12 protein-coding genes and 1 pseudogene are annotated in these 16,668 nt (G+C 57.5%); 6 read left to right on the forward strand and 7 right to left on the reverse strand.

Annotation, left to right across the window (positions count from 1 at the left end; all coding sequences use genetic code 11):
* The first annotated feature begins 44 nt into the window (after window positions 1–44).
* From V6R85_RS23715 to V6R85_RS23725, 3 genes are read left to right on the forward strand one after another with little or no spacing between them, the layout of a single operon-like run.
* Window positions 45–1,436, forward strand: a complete 1,392-nt coding sequence (locus tag V6R85_RS23715) for a dihydrolipoyl dehydrogenase family protein (RefSeq protein WP_045534749.1) — start codon at window positions 45–47, stop codon at window positions 1,434–1,436.
* A 20-nt stretch (window positions 1,437–1,456) separates the two neighbouring features.
* Window positions 1,457–2,329: an alpha/beta fold hydrolase gene (locus tag V6R85_RS23720; protein WP_045534750.1), complete on the forward strand. Its 873-nt coding sequence runs from the start codon at window positions 1,457–1,459 to the stop codon at window positions 2,327–2,329.
* A 47-nt stretch (window positions 2,330–2,376) separates the two neighbouring features.
* A complete protein-coding gene (locus V6R85_RS23725) occupies window positions 2,377–3,342 on the forward strand; it encodes an MBL fold metallo-hydrolase (protein ID WP_111791594.1) in 966 nt (321 codons plus the stop codon).
* Window positions 3,343–3,636: 294 nt separating this feature from the next.
* Here the strand turns inward: V6R85_RS23725 and V6R85_RS23730 are convergent, their stop codons facing one another.
* Both V6R85_RS23730 and V6R85_RS23735 read right to left on the reverse strand, forming a co-directional pair.
* The gene (locus tag V6R85_RS23730) at window positions 3,637–6,360 is read right to left on the reverse strand and encodes a winged helix-turn-helix domain-containing protein (RefSeq protein ID WP_111791595.1); all 2,724 of its coding nucleotides are present in this window, start codon (window positions 6,358–6,360) and stop codon (window positions 3,637–3,639) included.
* 71 nt (window positions 6,361–6,431) lie between these two features.
* Window positions 6,432–6,824: pseudogene (locus tag V6R85_RS23735) on the reverse strand (DUF983 domain-containing protein).
* Between the two features lie 263 nt (window positions 6,825–7,087).
* Between V6R85_RS23735 and V6R85_RS23740 the strand changes: the two are divergent.
* The 3 genes from V6R85_RS23740 to V6R85_RS23750 are packed head-to-tail and all read left to right on the forward strand — an operon-like array spanning window position 7,088 to window position 10,895.
* Window positions 7,088–7,705, forward strand: coding sequence for an NAD(P)H-dependent oxidoreductase (locus tag V6R85_RS23740; RefSeq protein WP_045534756.1), 618 nt, complete (start codon window positions 7,088–7,090; stop codon window positions 7,703–7,705).
* The gene (locus V6R85_RS23745; protein WP_112978548.1) at window positions 7,705–9,621 is read left to right on the forward strand and encodes a cation:proton antiporter domain-containing protein; all 1,917 of its coding nucleotides are present in this window, start codon (window positions 7,705–7,707) and stop codon (window positions 9,619–9,621) included. The genes V6R85_RS23740 and V6R85_RS23745 overlap by 1 nt, the downstream gene beginning before the upstream one ends.
* Complete coding sequence (locus tag V6R85_RS23750; protein ID WP_045534760.1) at window positions 9,618–10,895, forward strand: c-type cytochrome; 1,278 nt, start codon at window positions 9,618–9,620, stop codon at window positions 10,893–10,895. The genes V6R85_RS23745 and V6R85_RS23750 overlap by 4 nt, the downstream gene beginning before the upstream one ends.
* Before the next feature lie 428 nt (window positions 10,896–11,323).
* On the opposite strand, the gene V6R85_RS23755 is transcribed toward V6R85_RS23750, so the two are convergent.
* The 5 genes from V6R85_RS23755 to V6R85_RS23775 all read right to left on the reverse strand — a co-directional run bounded on the left by V6R85_RS23755 (window position 11,324) and on the right by V6R85_RS23775 (window position 16,454).
* Window positions 11,324–12,892, reverse strand: a complete 1,569-nt coding sequence (locus tag V6R85_RS23755) for an MFS transporter (RefSeq protein ID WP_045534799.1) — start codon at window positions 12,890–12,892, stop codon at window positions 11,324–11,326.
* 17 nt (window positions 12,893–12,909) lie between these two features.
* Window positions 12,910–14,022: an HlyD family secretion protein gene (locus V6R85_RS23760; protein ID WP_111791597.1), complete on the reverse strand. Its 1,113-nt coding sequence runs from the start codon at window positions 14,020–14,022 to the stop codon at window positions 12,910–12,912.
* 161 nt (window positions 14,023–14,183) lie between these two features.
* A complete protein-coding gene (locus tag V6R85_RS23765; RefSeq protein WP_045534800.1) occupies window positions 14,184–15,044 on the reverse strand; it encodes an aldo/keto reductase in 861 nt (286 codons plus the stop codon).
* 231 nt (window positions 15,045–15,275) lie between these two features.
* On the reverse strand, window positions 15,276–15,458 hold the full coding sequence (locus V6R85_RS23770; RefSeq protein ID WP_111791598.1) for a hypothetical protein: 183 nt from the start codon (window positions 15,456–15,458) through the stop codon (window positions 15,276–15,278).
* Between the two features lie 153 nt (window positions 15,459–15,611).
* Window positions 15,612–16,454 (reverse strand): alpha/beta fold hydrolase, encoded by an 843-nt coding sequence (locus V6R85_RS23775; protein WP_082074497.1) that lies wholly within the window; start codon window positions 16,452–16,454, stop codon window positions 15,612–15,614.
* Window positions 16,455–16,668: the final 214 nt, after the last annotated feature.

A 16,668-nucleotide genomic window follows, 5' to 3' on the forward strand; every position in this document is an offset into this window, starting at 1 on the left:
CCAGGCGTGGTTCCATGCTGCGAAATCGAAACCGCGAGGCAGCAATGAACGATATTGAAAAATTCGACTTCCTTATCTTTGGTGGCGGTAAGGCGGGCAAGACGCTGGCGATGGAGCAGGCCAAGGCAGGGAAGAAAGTTGCGGTTGTAGAAGCTGGCATGATCGGCGGCTCTTGCATCAACGTCGCTTGCATCCCCAGCAAGACCCTCATTCGCAGCGCCGAGGTCGCACACACGATCAAGAATACGGCCGAGTTCGGAATTACTGTCGACAGCGTTCGCCACAGCATCGATTTGGTGAGAGATCGCACGGCGAGGGTGGTCGCGGAGATGGTCGCGACGAACAAGGCGGGCTTCAATGCAAGCGGATTCAATCTGATTCTGGGCTGGGGTCGCTTTGTCGCGCCCAAGACCATCCAGGTTGAAACCGAGAACGGCGTGCGGACGCTAACAGGCGATCAGGTGTTCATCAATCTCGGAACCGTTGCAGACATTCCGGATGTCCCAGGGCTTGCCGACGCGGACCCGATTACGCACGTGGATGCTTTGAAACTGGGAGAGTTACCCACGCGCCTCATCGTGATTGGCGGTGGCTATATCGGAATGGAATTGGGGCAGGCATTTCGGCGTCTCGGCGCCGAGGTTACTATCGTTGAACGCGGGCCGCGGCTTGCTCCGCGCGAAGATGTCGACGTCAGCGAAGCAATCTTGAAAATCCTCGATTCGGAAGGCGTGGAAGTGGCTCTCAGCGCTTACGACCTGACCGTTTCGGGCCGCTCCGGCGATCGCGTCACGGTGCATTGCGCCGATGGCCGATCGTTCGAAGGTTCGCATATCCTGGTTGCGTCGGGTCGAAAGCCAAGCACGGCCAACATTGGGTTGGAGCTTGCCGGGGTTGAGGTCGACGAGCGCGGTTTCGTCAAGGTCGACGATCGACTACGCACGAGTGCTCCCGATGTCTGGGCGATGGGCGAAGTCGCCGGCACGCCGATGTTTACCCATGCCTCGCTCGATGACTACCGGATCGTCAAAAGCGCGATGAGCGGCGGAAACCGTACCACCAAAGATCGTACTATCCCATACTGCGTGTTCATCGATCCCGAGTTCGCAAGGATCGGCAAGAACGAAACCGATATGGCGAAGGACGGTGTTGATTACCGCGTTGCCAAGCTCCCCATGGATGTCATTCCGCGTGCGAGAACCCTGTCGCTGCGCAAAGGATTCATGAAGGCCATCGTCGCCCGCGACAGCGACATCATCCTTGGTTTCAGCATGCTCGGTGTGAACGCAGGTGACGTGATGAGCGTCGTCCAGGTGGCCATGCAAGGCGGATTGCCTTTCACCGCATTGCGCGATGGGATTTTCGCCCATCCTACGATTACCGAAGGTCTCAACATGCTCTTTGCAAATGTCGGCGCTCCGACCAAGCGCAACTAGAAATAATTCGGAGATTAATAATGACCCCAGCCAATGCTTCGACAGTCGAAACCAGATACGCAAACCTTGAAGGTCGCACGCTTGCCTATCGGCAATTCGGAGAGGGGCCGCCGATCGTCCTCGCCGTCCGGTTCAGGGGAACGATGGACTCCTGGGATCCGCTCTTCCTTGACGAGCTTACGAAGAATTTCACGGTAGTGATTTTCGATTATACCGGACTCGGTGGATCGACCGGGACACCGACATACGATCGCGCGTCGCTTGCGAAGGACGCAAGGGACCTGATCGATTTCCTCGGCTTTGACAAAGTTGTCATGGGGGGATGGTCGTTGGGTGGGGTTGTTGCACAGGTTTTCGCGACAACCTATCCGGACAAGGTTTCGCAGGCGGTCCTAATCGGAACGGCTCCTCCGGGACATCCGAAAGTCAGCGGCGAGCCGCTTTTCATCAAGACCGCCATGAATCCGGTGAATACCCTGGATGACGAGTTTATCCTGTTCTTCGAACCAGCATCCGAAAGCAGCAAGGCGGCCGCAAAGCGTTCTCATGATCGCATCGCCGAACGCAAGGCAGGCCGCTCTCCTGCGATCCCGGAGGCGACCTTCATGAAACTCCTCAGCGAGGCGAAGGACAGGTCGACCATCTACCCGGATCCCGAAGGCTCTCACATGAGAAAGCTGGCGGCCGGCGTGGTGCCGCTATTGGTGATTTCCGGAGACCACGACATCGCTTGCCCGGTCGAAAACTGGTTGGAACTGGTGCGCGACTGGAAGTCGCTTCACCTGGTGACGCTGCCGCAGGCCGGGCACGGACCGCACCACCAGGAACCGCACTTCTGCGCCGACGTGATTGCGTCGTTTGTCCGGAACCATCGGTCTGGCGAACATCCGTAGTCAACACCTCACGCACTCGATTTCCAGACTTTTGAGGACCAGGAATAATGCACGCTTCTCGCTTTTCCCATCGCGGCTTCTGCTTTTGCTGCGTGGCCCCCGAGACTTCCGGCGCCGGCGGCGGTCCGATGCTGACACCCGCACAGGCCTACGCGAAAGCGCGCGGGATTGTGAATGCAATGAGGGATTATGCGGCCTCGTCTCCTGTTTCGCTTCACACCGTCCGCGGCAGGCTTACGGTTCTGGAGGGCTCAGGCGGCAATATGCTTGCCAGCTTCGGCGACGACGGAATGTTCCTCGTTGATGCGGGCATCGCCGTATCGGAAGCCAAGATCAGGGAAAGCTTGACTACCTTGGGAAGCCCCGAGGTTGCTGCCGTGGTAAATACACATTGGCACTTCGACCACGCTGACGGCAACGATTGGCTAGGCCGGGAGGGTGCGAAGATCATCGCGCACGAAATGACGCTCAAGCATTTGAGTACGGCACAGCGTGTCGAGGACTGGAATTTCGACTTTCCCTCTTCCTCGATCCCGGCTCTGCCTTCGGTCGTCGTGGCAGACACACATGAGTTGGATATCAACGGAGATCGGGTAAGTCTGAGGTTTTACGGAAATGCGCACACGGATGGTGATCTCTCGGTATTTTTCCAGAATTCGAATGTGCTTCACACGGGCGACACTTTCTGGAACGGGATCTATCCGTTCATCGACAGGTCTACCGGAGGCAGCATTGACGGCATGATCGAGGCTGCACGGTGGAACGTCGATATCTGCGATGCTGACACGCTCGTCGTATCGGGACATGCCAAGCCCGTCGGCAACCGCGATGAACTCAAGGTTTACCTGGAAATGCTCGTTGCCATCAGGGCGTCGATCTCGGCGAGTAAAAGCAAGGGCATGAGTTTGGGTGAGGTGCAGGCTCAACGGCCGACCTCGGCGTTTGACGCCGTGTGGGGCCAGTTCGTGATCACGCCGGACTTTTTCACGAAGCTTGTCTACGAAAGCTTGTAATTGCGGCTAAACTGATCGGGGCTGTCATGCAGAGCTTCGGTTCGAACACGGGCCAAGTCTTTCTGTTGATATCAGTCGCATTTGACCTGACTTCGCGAACGATGCCCGCAACCGCGTGACCGAGCACAATGGGAAGCGGCGTTCCGTAGTTCGCCTCGACGGGACTTTGCGGCCGATCGGCGAGCTGATTTCCGCATTTGTTCCATGATGGTCAACCAGGCGCGACGCGCGTCGACGGCTGTTTTCCATGATAAAGGTACCCTGCAGAAATATGGCAGGTTCGGGTGGCGAAGCTTAGAGGAGCGCTCTTGCCTCCACTACGTCCACAGTGGCAAGCTCTCCATCGAATCCTGCCAGCGTTCGATCAAGGCGGCTTTTTGCAGCGCCGAGACCCTCCATTGGGGTACACTTCACTATACTGGCTGCGCAGCGAAGCTCCCAGAACCTTGCGCCTTGCTGAGAGGAAATCAGATATCCTTCCATGAGAAGCTTCCGGGCGGCATCGACGTCTTCGTCGAGGAGCAGCAGGCCCTTGAGGCGGTAGAGTTCTGCTCGACACCATCCGGCATTTTTCGATAGGGCCCGGTCTATGGCCGTACGGTCTGCGAGGTGGCCGCCTACGATCAGGCAGTTCTCAAACCGCGCACCGCCGGCGTTTGCTAGCGCCTTGTTGAAGCGCTCCTTGTCATCCGATGCGAGGGCCATGGAAACCTGCTCGAACGTGAAAGCCCATTCCTGCCAACGGAGCAGGGAATTATCGCCGGATTTTTCAATGAGGAGGCCGAGCAGGCTCCGACCAGGTCCGACCTCCCTCATGCCAAAAGCGGTGGGGCAGGCCGAGACCGCAAGATAGAGGCAGGTCGAGATCGCGTGGTCAAGGTTAATTGCTTCGGCCAAGACGGTGTCGAGTTGCCGCATCGCCGCTCTTAGTTCACCCTGGACCCATAAGGTCTTGACTACAGTTGAAAGAGCGCTGAGCCTTTGGTCGTAACTTGCTCCATTATTCAGTGTTCCCCGAACGCCGACTTTCGCCATTTCGAGGGCTATGTTGGCATGTCGCATAGCACCTTCGAAATCACCTATGTAATGAAGGTTGTGAGCGAGCATGCGACTAACGGCGTTCGGCAGTTTTTCATCGCAAAGGTCATCGAACTTTCGCGCAACGTTGATCGCATCAATGTAGTCCCCATTCATTGTGTGGATCGCGGTTATGCCGCCGCTCGCGCGAAGTATGCCCATATGATCGTCGAGGTCTTTAGCGATCTGGATTGCTCTGTGGTATTCCGCAAGGGCTTGCGGATCTCGCTCGGAGCTTTTGATGTGATAGATGGTGCCTGCGTGCGATAGCCGCAGGTACATCTCGTGACGTGGATCAAGTACCTCCGTGGCAGACGCTCGGGCAAGCGCAGTCTCGATCACGACCAGCTGTTCGATCATAAATCCCAGTTGCGTCCAGATAATGTTCGAGGTGGCGGTGAGTTCAATTCCGAGGGCATCGTCGCCATCGGCGGAAAATGCCCAGGCGAGGGCGATGCGCAAATCGTGGATGAGGGCACCATGCAGCCGCAGCCACTCGTCCGTTTCAAGTTTAGTCCAATCCGCCTCTGACTTTTTCAATCTCGCGGAGCAATGGCGGGCATGTGCATGTTGGGCCTCCCGTTTGAGGGGCGATGATGCGAGTTTCGCGGAGGCGTAGTGGCGTGTTGTTACGAGAAGCCTGTAGCTTCCGCCCTCAGAAGTGACGTTTAGGAGGGATTTGAGAAAGAGGTCGTCGAATGCTTCGTAGAATTCGTCATCGGAAAGATGGTCGCCCGCGACAGCGCGGGCGTCCTCGGCGCTGAAAAGTCCGGCAAAGGTTGATAACCGGAGCAGGAGTTCCTTTTCAACTGGAGATAACGTTTGGAAGCTCCAGTCGAGCGCCGACTGCAAGGTTTGTTGTCTTGCGGGGGCATTTCGCCTTCCGCGACGAAGAACTGCAAGCGGTCTTGCCACGGAGCGATGCAGCTCCCTGATGTCTAGGTCGAGGGTTCTCGAAGCCGCAAGTTCAATGGCAAGCGGGATACCCTCCAATTTTCGCACAATGTCGGCAGACAATTCGATTATCTCGGGTTGTCTCAGGTCCTGCTCGTCTTTGAAGAGACCAGCCATTCTGTAAAACAAGTCCAAAGCCGCATAGCCTAGCGCGTCCTCCGCGATTGTGCCCTCTGGCGGGACGGCGAGGGGCGGCAAGCGACGGATGCGCTCGAGCTGTATCCTGAGTGGCTCTCTGCTTGTCGCGAGAATCGAGGACGTCGGAACTTCGAGAAGGATCGATTCTGCTGCTTCCGCTGCAGCATCGATGACGTGCTCACAGTTATCGAAAACAAGAAGTGTCGGAGTTTTTCGCAGTTCTGTCGCCACAGCCTGGAGCAATTCCGAACCGTAGACGCTCAGGCCGAGCTGACTGGCGAGCGACGGCATCAGGCTGGCGTTTTCGGACAAGGAGGCGAGATCGATGAACAACACTCTTCTTCGGCCCAAGAAGCGTTCTGCGATGGCGATGGCAGCGGACGTCTTTCCGATGCCTCCCGTGCCCGTGATGGTAATGATGCGCGACTGCTGTAAAAGGTCAGTTGTTGTTTCGATGAACTCATCACGGCCGATGACCTTGTTCGCGAGGCGCGGAAGGTCTGCTGAGGACATGCTGGACTTCGTCGTGACGGACGCAGCGCCGTCGATCCGAACCGGTGGCACGAAAACGTACCCCTTGCCGGGCACGTTATCTATGAAGCCACGAGCGCGCTCTCCCAAAGATTTGCGGAGCGAAACCAGCGAAACACGTAGCGTACCTTCTTCGACCCCGGTGGTCGGCCAAACCGCACTCAGGAGCTCATCCTTGCTGACCACCTGACCCGCACGTTGAGCGAGCACGGCAAGAAGATCGAATGCTCGGCCACCAAGTCTAAGTGGTTGGCCGCCCGCCGTCAGCTTACGATTTTGAACGTCCAGTTCGAAACCTTCGAAGTGCAGAACGGTCATGGGATCCCCAATTGTTAAGTGCCCTTCCAGAATTCCGATGCAGTCTTATCTTAAAGACACCGAGACTTGGATTAGTCCCACGCCTCCAGCTCATCGAGCCCGGCAAGCTTTCCTTCTTGAGCCTTATAGAAATAGGGGCTGCAGATCAGCCATCTCTTCAACGGCCTCAATGGCGGCATGCATATCAATAGCATGAATGGCCCCGTAATAGACACTTGGTCCACACCGAAACTTCGCACGAAACCAGAGGCCACACCGCGAGAAGTGGACTTGGGACACACGCAAGGCAAATGACAAAGAAGGCCGGGCCGCCCGCCGGCTCTGCAAACGAGTAATCAAGGTCACACACTTCGTACGAATCCCCCGTCAGGAAGCATTGAAGAGGTGGCGCCTTGCCCACATCGCGGGCACCGTTGGCGTAGACCCGTGCTCAATGGCGGCAAAGGTGGATAGTCGTTCGTCATCACGATTTCCCGTCGCAAGATGTCACTTAAGGTCAAGGTTGCCAGAGTCTAAGAGACAGTCTTCACTCCTTCGCTGCGTCCCCGCGTAGCACGCACATCTCCGCGAAGATTGTCAAAATCGATCCTCCGATCACACCACTCGGCTTATCGAAACCGGATCATCCAATATTTGATGTTGCGAGCCACTATCCTTGTGCCCGGATAATTCGCGCCTCCAGATCGTGAACCGCGCGCGAGCAGCTTCGAAAAAAGAGGAAAAACCTTTGGCGCGAGTTCTCGTCCTGTTTGCGCATCCGGCGCAACGGTCGACCGGTATCAATCTATCTATGGCGAGGCGCGCCCAGCAGGTCGCGGGGGTTACCTTTGTCGATATCTACGCCGAATACCCTCGGTTCGACATAGACGTCGAACGTGAGCAGAAGCGGTTAATCGATCACGACGTGATCGTGTTCCAGTTCCCGCTCTTTTGGTACTCGACGCCCGCTCTTCTGAAGCAATGGCAGGATCTGGTTCTCGAGTACGGCTTCGCTCACGGGCCACACGGGAAAAAACTTGCCGGAAAGCTGGCGATCGCTTGCATAACCACGGGAGGCAGTGTTCGAGACTATTCGTATGAGGGCGGAAACAAGCATCCGTTTTCCATGTTTATCCTGCCGCTACGACAGACGATTGAACTGTGCGGAATGACCTTTCTTCCGCCATTCGTGCTGCATGCGGCCAACCATGTCGATTCCCCCTCCGCGAAAATTCATGTCGAGTCCTATCCAATGCTCCTGGAGGGCCTGCGTGACTCGTCGTTGGACATCGGCGCGCTTGGGCGACGGGACGAGGTTACGGCCGGCGATCTTGCGGAGTTCGTTGGCCGTCGGGAGATAAGCTGATGTCCGGCTTGCTGTTGCCTGCTTTTGCCTGTCTGGCCTCCTCGGTCCTCGCCGTCATCGTCTCCCGTAGGCTCGGTCTCGGTTCCGTTGTCGGATACATTGTTGCCGGCGCTTTGATGAGCCCGGTTTTGCAGCTTTCGGAAGCCAACGCCGGCTATCTTGAAGAGATCTCGGAATTGGGCATCGTGATGATGCTCTTCTTGATTGGCCTCGAAATCGATCCCAAGATGGTCTGGCGCTTGCGTGCAAAGCTCGTTGGGTTGGGTGGTTTGCAGGTCGTCTTGACGGTTGCGGTGGTCACCGTCCTCAGCGTCTTCCTTCATATCGAATGGCAGCAGGCGGTTCTGTTTGGCTTTGTAGCGGCCCTTTCATCGACGGCGATCGTATTGCAGACCCTTGAGGAGAGAGGGATGCTGGACTCGGACGGTGGCCAGGCGAGTTTCGCGGTTCTCCTGTTCCAGGACCTGGCCGTCATTCCGATGCTCGCGTGCCTTCCGCTGATGGCACCCGGCGGCCAGACGCCTGGAGCCGACCGCGGGGCTGGCTGGCTCTCCACTCTTCCAGGCTGGGCGGCCGCACTTCTTACGCTGGGTGCAGTGGCGGCGGTTGTTGTCGGCGGTCACTATCTCTCACGTCCAATCATGCGCGCGATCGCTAGAGACCGACTTCGCGATATCTTCACGGCGTTTGCGCTTTTGGTGGTCGTGGCGATTGCCCTGCTGATGTCATTGGTTGGATTGTCTCCGGCGCTTGGCGCTTTTCTCGGCGGGCTCGTTCTTGCGAATAGCGAATTCAAGCACGAACTTCAAAACGATATCGAGCCTTTCAAAGGTCTGCTTCTCGGCCTGTTTTTTATGACGATAGGCGCGAAGATCGACCCTTCCGTAATGGTGGCCAACTGGGATGTCGTGCTTGGCGCAACTGCGGTGCTCGTAATCATTAAATTCGCGGTCCTTTTTCCGCTCGGTCGTCTCTTCAGATTGCGGGATGCTGCCGGATGGCTCTTCGCACTGGGGTTGGCACAGGCGAGCGAATTCGGATTTGTCCTGCTCTCGCTCGGTCAAAGCATGGGGCTGATAACCGGAACCTCTGCATCCATCGGGGTGCTCGTCATAGCCTTGGGAATGATAATCACGCCTGGGCTTTTCATGCTCTTCGACCATATGGCCGAAAGGATTGAGAGACGAAAAACACCGTCAACAGAGCCCGAGAGGCCAGGCAGCGGAAAGGTCATCGTCGCGGGCCTTGGCCGTTTTGGCCAGATCGTGAATCGCATGTTGCTGGCCAACGGTTTCGTGCCCGTTGTCCTGGATTACCGTGCGGACGTGGTCGATGACCTTCGTAAATTCGGAGTGAAATCATATTTCGGCGATGCGGGGCGTCCTGATCTGCTTCATTCGGCTGGCGTCGCCAAGGCGGACCTGCTTGTGGTCGCGATCGACGACCCAGACCGCACGATACAGATCATCGAGGCGGCTCGCCGAGCGAACCCTGGGATCACAATTATCGCTCGCGCTTATGATCGGTTGCATCATTACCAGCTTGTTGACGCGGGCGCGGATCACATTGTCCGCGAGCTTTTCGGAAGCTCGGTGGAGGCAGGGGGCCTCGCGCTCAGGACAATGGGCATGCATCCCTACGAGGTTGAGAAGCGAAAGAGCGTGTTCGTCCATCAGGATCTCGCGGGCCTCGCCCGAATGGGGACGCTGCTCGACGAAACGACGCGCGTGTCCGACAACGAGCTCTTTGTCGCGGGCTTCAATGATATCGGGCGCGTCATCCAGGAGGCGATGCTCGGACGGCGCGAAAAATACGATGAACTGGTCCAGCGTGGTTGGAGCCCTCCGGAATTGGAAAGCAGCTTCGCCGCGCAAGAGACTGAAATAGACGAACGAGCCTTAGGAGCCGGACAATGAAATATTCCATGAAAATTCTGTTGGGTCTGGTCTCCCTGGCTGTGGTGGGTGCAGTTGGAGCCGGACTGTTCTTTTTCTATCCCCATTCGCTTCCCGAGGTGGCTGCGAGCGCAAAACAGCCATCTGGGCAAGAACTTATCGCACGCGGCGAATATCTGACGATCGCTGGCGACTGTGCCGCCTGTCACAGCACGAAAGGTGGCAAGCCATTCGCTGGAGGGCTGCCGTTCAAACTTCCATTCGGAACTATCTATTCGTCCAATATCACTCCGGACAAGGAACACGGTATCGGCGCTTGGAACGATGCGGAATTCGTCCGCGCGGTGAGATCGGGTGTCGATAAGCATGGCGAGAACCTATATCCCGCGTTTCCCTATGCATCCTACGCCTTGCTTTCGACCGACGATATCCTCGCCATTCGTGCCTATCTAAACACTGTCACGGCGGTCTCGGACTCTGCGCCTGAGAACACGCTCGAATTTCCGTTCAACCAGCGCTGGCTGATGCGCGGTTGGAACCTCCTGTTCCTGCCCTCGCATCCCTTCGAAAACAATCCTTCGAAGGATGAACGGTGGAACCGCGGTGCCTACCTTGTCGAGGGCCTAGCGCACTGCGGCGAGTGTCATACTCCTCGAGGTCTCATGTTCCAGAGAAAGCAAGGGCAAGCCTTGTCGGGTGGCGAGGTAGACGGATGGAAGGCCTGGAACATTACAAGCGATCCCGAGACTGGGGTCGGTAACTGGAGCGATGAAGATCTGAAGGCGTTCCTCGCAACTGGGCATGCGAAAGGCCACGGCCCTGCCGGCGGCGCGATGCGGGAGGCGGTAGACCTTTCATTCAGCAAACTCCCGTCTTCCGACATCGAAGCTATTGTCTCCTATCTGCGAACGGTTCCGGCCGTGAAAACCGGTCTCGAAACGAAGGTGGTTCCATCTGGGCCGGATGCGTCTGCAGTGCCGTCCGGGGAACTCGGCGCTCGCATCTTCGCAGGCGCCTGCGCCAGCTGCCACGGAAAGGACGGCGGTGGGCTTGCGAACGACCGGGCATCAATTCAGGGTTCGCACGCTGTGAACGATCCCGAAGGCAGCAATCTGGTGAGAGTGATCCTTAAGGGCTCTTCGAATGAGGCACGTCTACCAGGCCAGATGATGCCTGCCTTCCACGCGATCTATTCCGACGAAGAAGTTGCTGCGCTCGCCAACTACGTGATCGAGCGGTTAAGCGGAAAGAGCGGCAAGGTAACGGCGAAGGATGTGGCAGCGGCGAGGGAGTGAAACCTTTCGCCACGCCAGTCCCGGCGACATCGCGCGTAATGTTACGCCCGGGGTTCGGACGCTCAAAACCGGGAGCAAGAGCGGCCGTACAGTCGGCAGGTGACGGTCTCGTTTATCGAAGACGGCTTGCACGCGATCAGGCCGTGCCTTTTACAATATTATTGTAAGTTGGGAAAACCCCACCCACCGGCTTGCCCTTGGTGCCACAGTACAGAGCAGTTTTCCTGCATCAGCCAATCCTTACGCTTTGGTAGCGTAGCGGCTGCATTTGCGGAAGGGAGCTTTTTCCGCATCTTTTCCGTGGCGGCTTGAACTCGGGTAGCAAAAGATCGCGGTTCAATAGAGCCGTTGTTCGATAGGCGACAGCAACTCAGTTGCTAAATCTGACAATCAAGGACAGCCCACCGCCTGAGCTCGTTTGGCGGAATTCAGTTGGTAGGCATTGTCCGGAAGAGTCTTGGACTCAAGGGGCTTTTCGGTGCAGCCGTCATCAGGGCGACCACGACCAATCCGGCGACTGCAAACCAGAATGCTGCGAAGAAGCTGTCGCTATACGCAAGGACGGTGGCTTGAGTTCGAGCCGAAGCCGAAACCGTGGCAAGCGCTTTGGCGGTTCCGTTGCCCGTGCGATCGAGCAGATGGCTCAATCCCGACAACTGGTAGCGCAGAAGAGGAGAGTCATTTGTCAGGTGTATTCCGAGGGCGTTGGAATGAAATTGCTCTCGGAATCGCAGAAGTGTAGCGATGAAGCTCGAGGCGAGTTCCGCGCTACCCAATCGGCAGACCTGAATGTACGCGGACGTAGCCGTTGAAGTCTTCGGGTCCGAGTTGCCGACGAGGAAGACAAATGAGGCAAAATACGTCATCGCCTGTCCTGCCGTGCTGAGCAACAAGATCGGTCTAAAGCTCTCCGGAAACCATTGCGACGTTACCTCCGTGCCCATCATTGCAGCGACTCCCGTGACGGACATGCCGATGATGAGTACGATGCGAGCATCAATGAAGTAGAGAGCAACTCCAGCGATTGCAACAAGGAAAAACGACGGGATCACAGCGTACCAGATGAACAGATCTCCGATCTGGTATGGTCGGAGGGCAGTGACTGTCTGCATCATGCCAGGGATCAGACTGCTGCCCATAGCGCTTGCAAATGTAAAAATGGTGACCGCGGCAAGCCCCAGTGACACGTTACGTATGCGCAGGACGCTGACGTGAGCCCAAGGTTGGGCGACAACAGCCTCGTTGACCAGGAAGACGAAGAACAGAAAACCACCTGCGATCAGAGCGCTGGCAATTGTTCCGGATTCCAGCCAGTCCAGCCTGTTTCCCTGGTCCAGCCCGACGTAGAGAAACGCCATGGAAGCACCAAGCAAGAGCATTCCACCCCAATCGGCTTTCCCGAGTTGTTTCCGATCGATTGGTTCCTTCGGCGCGCCCAATACAAGGAAAACGCCGATAAGCGGCGCGAGCAGGACATCTTGCCAGTAGAGCCACTGCCATCCGAAATCCTCGCCGTAGTAACCGACGAGAACGAATCCGAGGCCCTGAGAGAGCGGAATTCGCAGGGTATAGATCGCGAGGCCGATCAGCCAATGCTTGGGTTGCAGGTTTCGAAAGACGATCATCAGTGTCGCCGGAATAAAAACACCGAGAAGAAGCGCCCTCACTATGTGCGCGATTATGAGCAGCGTATGATCGTGAATCGCAGGAATGCCCAACGAAAGAAGGGAATACACGACGCTGGACGGGACCATGATCCTGCGCACGCCGTATACCGTGATCAGCCAGGCCACAGCTGGCGCGATCAATATCTGGGGTGCGTTTGCCGCCGTGTAAAACCACGAGCCTTCATCGAAGCCCATGCCGAAGGCTCCGCGTAGGTCGGGAAGCCCCACCGTAAAAACGCGGGTATCAAAACCCACAACGAAAGAAGCGAGTAGTAGGGCAGCGACTATGAAGACAGGACGTTTCGTCGCGGCCGGCTGCGGGACGGACATGTCCGCGAACTCCGTCACTAGTGTTGTCCCCGCGTGTCGACGGTCACAGTCGCCGACAGGCCTGGGCTCAGTCTGTCGCGTAAGGGCTGCCCGTCGTCGATCGCGATCCTGACCGGGATACGCTGCACCACCTTGGTGTAGTTTCCGGTCGCGTTGTCCGGCGGGAGCAATGCAAAGGTCGATCCGCTGGCCGGTGACATTCTCTCGACCCTGCCCTGCAAGACAGTGCCTGGATATGTGTCGAGTTTCACCTCGGCAGCCTGGCCGATGCGCATATTCGCCAGCTGTGTTTCCTTGAAGTTTGCGGTTACGTACACTTCGTTCGGAATGATCGGGACGACGTTGCCGCCAATGCTCAAATAGTCGCCGACATGCGCGGACTTCTTGCCTACGGTTCCGTCAAAGGGTGCATAGATGCGCGTGAATTCGCGATGAAGCTCGGCCGTCGCAAGGGATGCCGATTGTGCTGCGATCTGTGCGTCCAGAAGGCTTTCCTGACCCCGCAGAACTTCCAGCTGAGCTCTCTGCTGCTCGATAGCAGCAGTCGTCGACTCCGCGGATGCATGTGCCTGAAGGTAGGCTGCGTGGGACTGTTGAAGCCGTTGTTCCGTACTCGCCTGACCAAGGTCCTGTTGCCGCTCGTATTCGAGCCTCGTCTGTTCGAGGGACGCAAGTGCGGAATCATGTTGGGCCGTTGCAGCGACGATTGCCGCTCGCTGCAACGCCTCCTGGTTCGTGAGGTTCGCGCGCGATGATTTGGCGGCGGAAACATTCGCCGAGGCGAGCGAAGCAGTCGCCTCATACTCCCTTGGATCGATCTCGGCGATGAGATCGCCTTTTCGGACGTGCTGATAGTCGGCTACATGAGCCGATACGAGGTTGCCGGATACCCTCGCACTGAGAAAACTGACGTCTGCACCGATCGCGGCGTCGTTCGTGGTCTGGTATGCGGCGCTGGAAGTCCACTCGTTCCAACTTCCGCCAGCGTAAAACACTCCGGCCAATGCAATCCCGACGGCGATGACGGGCAGCAGCATTCTCCCTATCACGCTCGGCCATTCTGGCCTTCCGCTTTCGACGGGCGATGCGCTGCGAACATCAGACGTTATCGTTGCGATTTGATCGGTCATGGAGGTTGCGTTCATCGGAGTGATCGGAGCTTCGTTTTATTGACGGCAACCTACCCGCCGCATTGATGGCAATTACAGCCATCGCTGGACGGCTTGCTGCACTTCGTGAAACGCTCTGCTGGGACTACGCGCGCCCGGGCCGCGCGCGACAGTCCCATATTTTACGCAGCAGCGATGCCGTTCAGCGTTTCGTAGTCCGGATCCGAGAGCGTGATGTCACGCGAGGCGACGTTTTCCTCAAGGTGATGCACGTTGGATGTTCCGGGGATGGGAAGAATGACAGGACTCCGCCTGAGCATCCAGGCAAGCGCAATTTGCGTGGGAGACGCCTTATACGCATGCGCGATTTCATCCAGGACGGAACCCCTGCGCGTCAACTCACCCGATCCGAGCGGATACCAAGGGATGAAGCCGATGCCATTCTGCTCGCAGTATTCGAGCACATCCTCGCTTTCGCGATCGATAAGGTTGTAGCGGTTCTGCACCGTCGCAACCTTGAAATACTTCGAAGCTTGCTTGATCTGATCAACCGAGACTTCGCTCAGGCCCGCGTTCTCGATGGTGCCGGCGTCAATCAGCTTTTTGATCGTATCGAACTGTTCCGACGCGGGAACGCGCGCATCGATGCGATGTAATTGCCAGAGACCGATGCGCTCCACTCCGAGCCTCTTCAAGCTTCCGTGCGCTTGCGCTACCAGATACTCCGGGCGTCCGTTTTGACCCCACTGGCCGGGGCCGCTGCGAGTAAGGCCCGCCTTCGTGGCGATCAACATTCCTGGATACGGATGCAATGCTTCCCTCACAAGTTCTTCGGAAACGTTGGGACCGTAGGAGTCGGCCGTATCCACGAAATTGACACCGAGCTCCGGAAGCCGCCGCAGTGTGCCCAGGACGCCGACGCGATCAGTGGGAGGTCCCCACACGCCTGAGCCTGTGATCCGCATAGCACCGTAGCCGAGCCGGTTAATTTCGTAGTTCCCGATCTTAAATTTCCCGTGATCGGCAGTTGGAGTCGTGGACATGCTGGCCTCCTTGATGTTCGGCAATCTGTGGCCGCCATGACACGGCGACAACGAACTTTATGATCAGATTATTGCGCGTGCAGACTTGTGAATTGTACGATCGCGCTCACTCGTGACTGGCGGCGGTGGACGCGTTTTTAAGGCCGCATCCTGTCTGCTGTGGAAATGCCCCTGCCCGAGATTGCCTCAACGGGGCAGAGGCGTTTCTAATTCACTCTCGAGCAAATGGCCCTAGTGGCGGTGGCCGATCAGGGCATCGCTGGGTGTTGCTGCGCGAGCGGCATATGTGTCCGCCTTAACCTGATGACCGGCGATATCGATGGCGGCGTACGTGACGACCGACACGATGCTCAAGCCGTACAGACCGGCGACGATAAAGAATTCGAAGTTCTCTCGGGATTTTTGAAATCGCATGGAGCACCTTCGGGCGACTGGGCGCGATGCGAGACGCCGGGCACGGGAGCGGTCAAGTGACAACGCCCATACATGGGCACACTTTGCGCTCGATTTCGGTGTTTGGGCGGCGGACGGATCTCGTCCGCCGCGGATTGACAGAAGGCTGAAACATCAACCCTTGATAAAGGCCAAGAGGTCGGGGTTGATAACGTTGGCATGCGTCGTCAGCATTCCGTGCGGATAACCGTGGTAGACCTTGAGGGTGCCATTCTTGAGGAGCTTGACCGAGAGCTTGGCCGAGTCGTCGATCGGAACGATCTGGTCGTCGTCGCCATGCATGACAAGCGTCGGCACGGTGATCTTTTTCAGGTCCTCGGTCTGATCCGTCTCGGAGAAGGCCTTGATGCCGTCATAGTGAGCCTTTGCTCCGCCCATCATTCCCTGACGCCACCAGTTCTGGATCGCTCCCTGCAATACGGTCGCGCCGTCGCGGTTGAAGCCGTAGAACGGGCCGGTCGGCAGATCGAGGAAGAACTGGGCGCGGTTTGCTGCCAGCGCGTTGCGCAATCCATCGAAGACTTCGATCGGCAGACCACCGGGATTAGAAGCGGTCTTGAGCATCAATGGCGGGATGGCGCTCACCAGAACGGCTTTGGCGACACGGCCCTGAGGCTCGCCGTATTTCGCGACATATCGTGCCACCTCGCCACCGCCCGTCGAGTGACCGATATGGACGGCGTTCTTGAGATCGAGGTGCTGGTACACCGCGTCGGCGTCAGCCGCGTAGTGGTCGATGTCATGACCATCGGCGACCTGGCTCGAGCGACCGTGACCACGACGGTCGTGGGCAATCACACGATAGCCATGCGCCAGGAAGAACAGCATCTGGGCATCCCAGTCGTCGGACGAGAGCGGCCAGCCGTGGTGGAACGCGATCGGTTGGGCGTCCTTCGGACCCCAGTCCTTATAGTAGATATTCACGCCGTCTTTGGTTTTTACGAAACCATCGGTCATCGAAACTTCTCCGTTGTGGGTGGTTTGGGATTGCTTCTGTGCTGCAAGGCCGGGTGCCGCCATCACAAGCGACGCGGCCACGCCCGCCATGAGGGTCTGTCTACGGGAAAGGGCCAGGTTAAAATCGTTTGTCACCGGAGACTCCATCTCGGTCAGAGTTGATGGAGTGAAAATAGGGGCACCGGACGCGGCGATATTGTCACATCCCGCCGCA

Source organism: Agrobacterium sp. CCNWLW32 (genome assembly GCF_037083425.1).
In the GTDB taxonomy this organism is placed as follows: Bacteria; Pseudomonadota; Alphaproteobacteria; order Rhizobiales; family Rhizobiaceae; genus Agrobacterium; species Agrobacterium radiobacter.

Coding starts and splice junctions, on each gene's coding strand:
- V6R85_RS23715 (WP_045534749.1), top strand. CDS start 45: ATGAACGATATTGAAAAATTCGACTTCCTTATCTTTGGTGGCGGTAAG.
- V6R85_RS23720 (WP_045534750.1), top strand. CDS start 1,457: ATGACCCCAGCCAATGCTTCGACAGTCGAAACCAGATACGCAAACCTT.
- V6R85_RS23725 (WP_111791594.1), top strand. CDS start 2,377: ATGCACGCTTCTCGCTTTTCCCATCGCGGCTTCTGCTTTTGCTGCGTG.
- V6R85_RS23730 (WP_111791595.1), bottom strand. CDS start 6,360: ATGACCGTTCTGCACTTCGAAGGTTTCGAACTGGACGTTCAAAATCGT.
- V6R85_RS23745 (WP_112978548.1), top strand. CDS start 7,705: ATGTCCGGCTTGCTGTTGCCTGCTTTTGCCTGTCTGGCCTCCTCGGTC.
- V6R85_RS23750 (WP_045534760.1), top strand. CDS start 9,618: ATGAAATATTCCATGAAAATTCTGTTGGGTCTGGTCTCCCTGGCTGTG.
- V6R85_RS23755 (WP_045534799.1), bottom strand. CDS start 12,892: ATGTCCGTCCCGCAGCCGGCCGCGACGAAACGTCCTGTCTTCATAGTC.
- V6R85_RS23760 (WP_111791597.1), bottom strand. CDS start 14,022: ATGACCGATCAAATCGCAACGATAACGTCTGATGTTCGCAGCGCATCG.
- V6R85_RS23765 (WP_045534800.1), bottom strand. CDS start 15,044: ATGTCCACGACTCCAACTGCCGATCACGGGAAATTTAAGATCGGGAAC.
- V6R85_RS23770 (WP_111791598.1), bottom strand. CDS start 15,458: ATGCGATTTCAAAAATCCCGAGAGAACTTCGAATTCTTTATCGTCGCC.
- V6R85_RS23775 (WP_082074497.1), bottom strand. CDS start 16,454: ATGACCGATGGTTTCGTAAAAACCAAAGACGGCGTGAATATCTACTAT.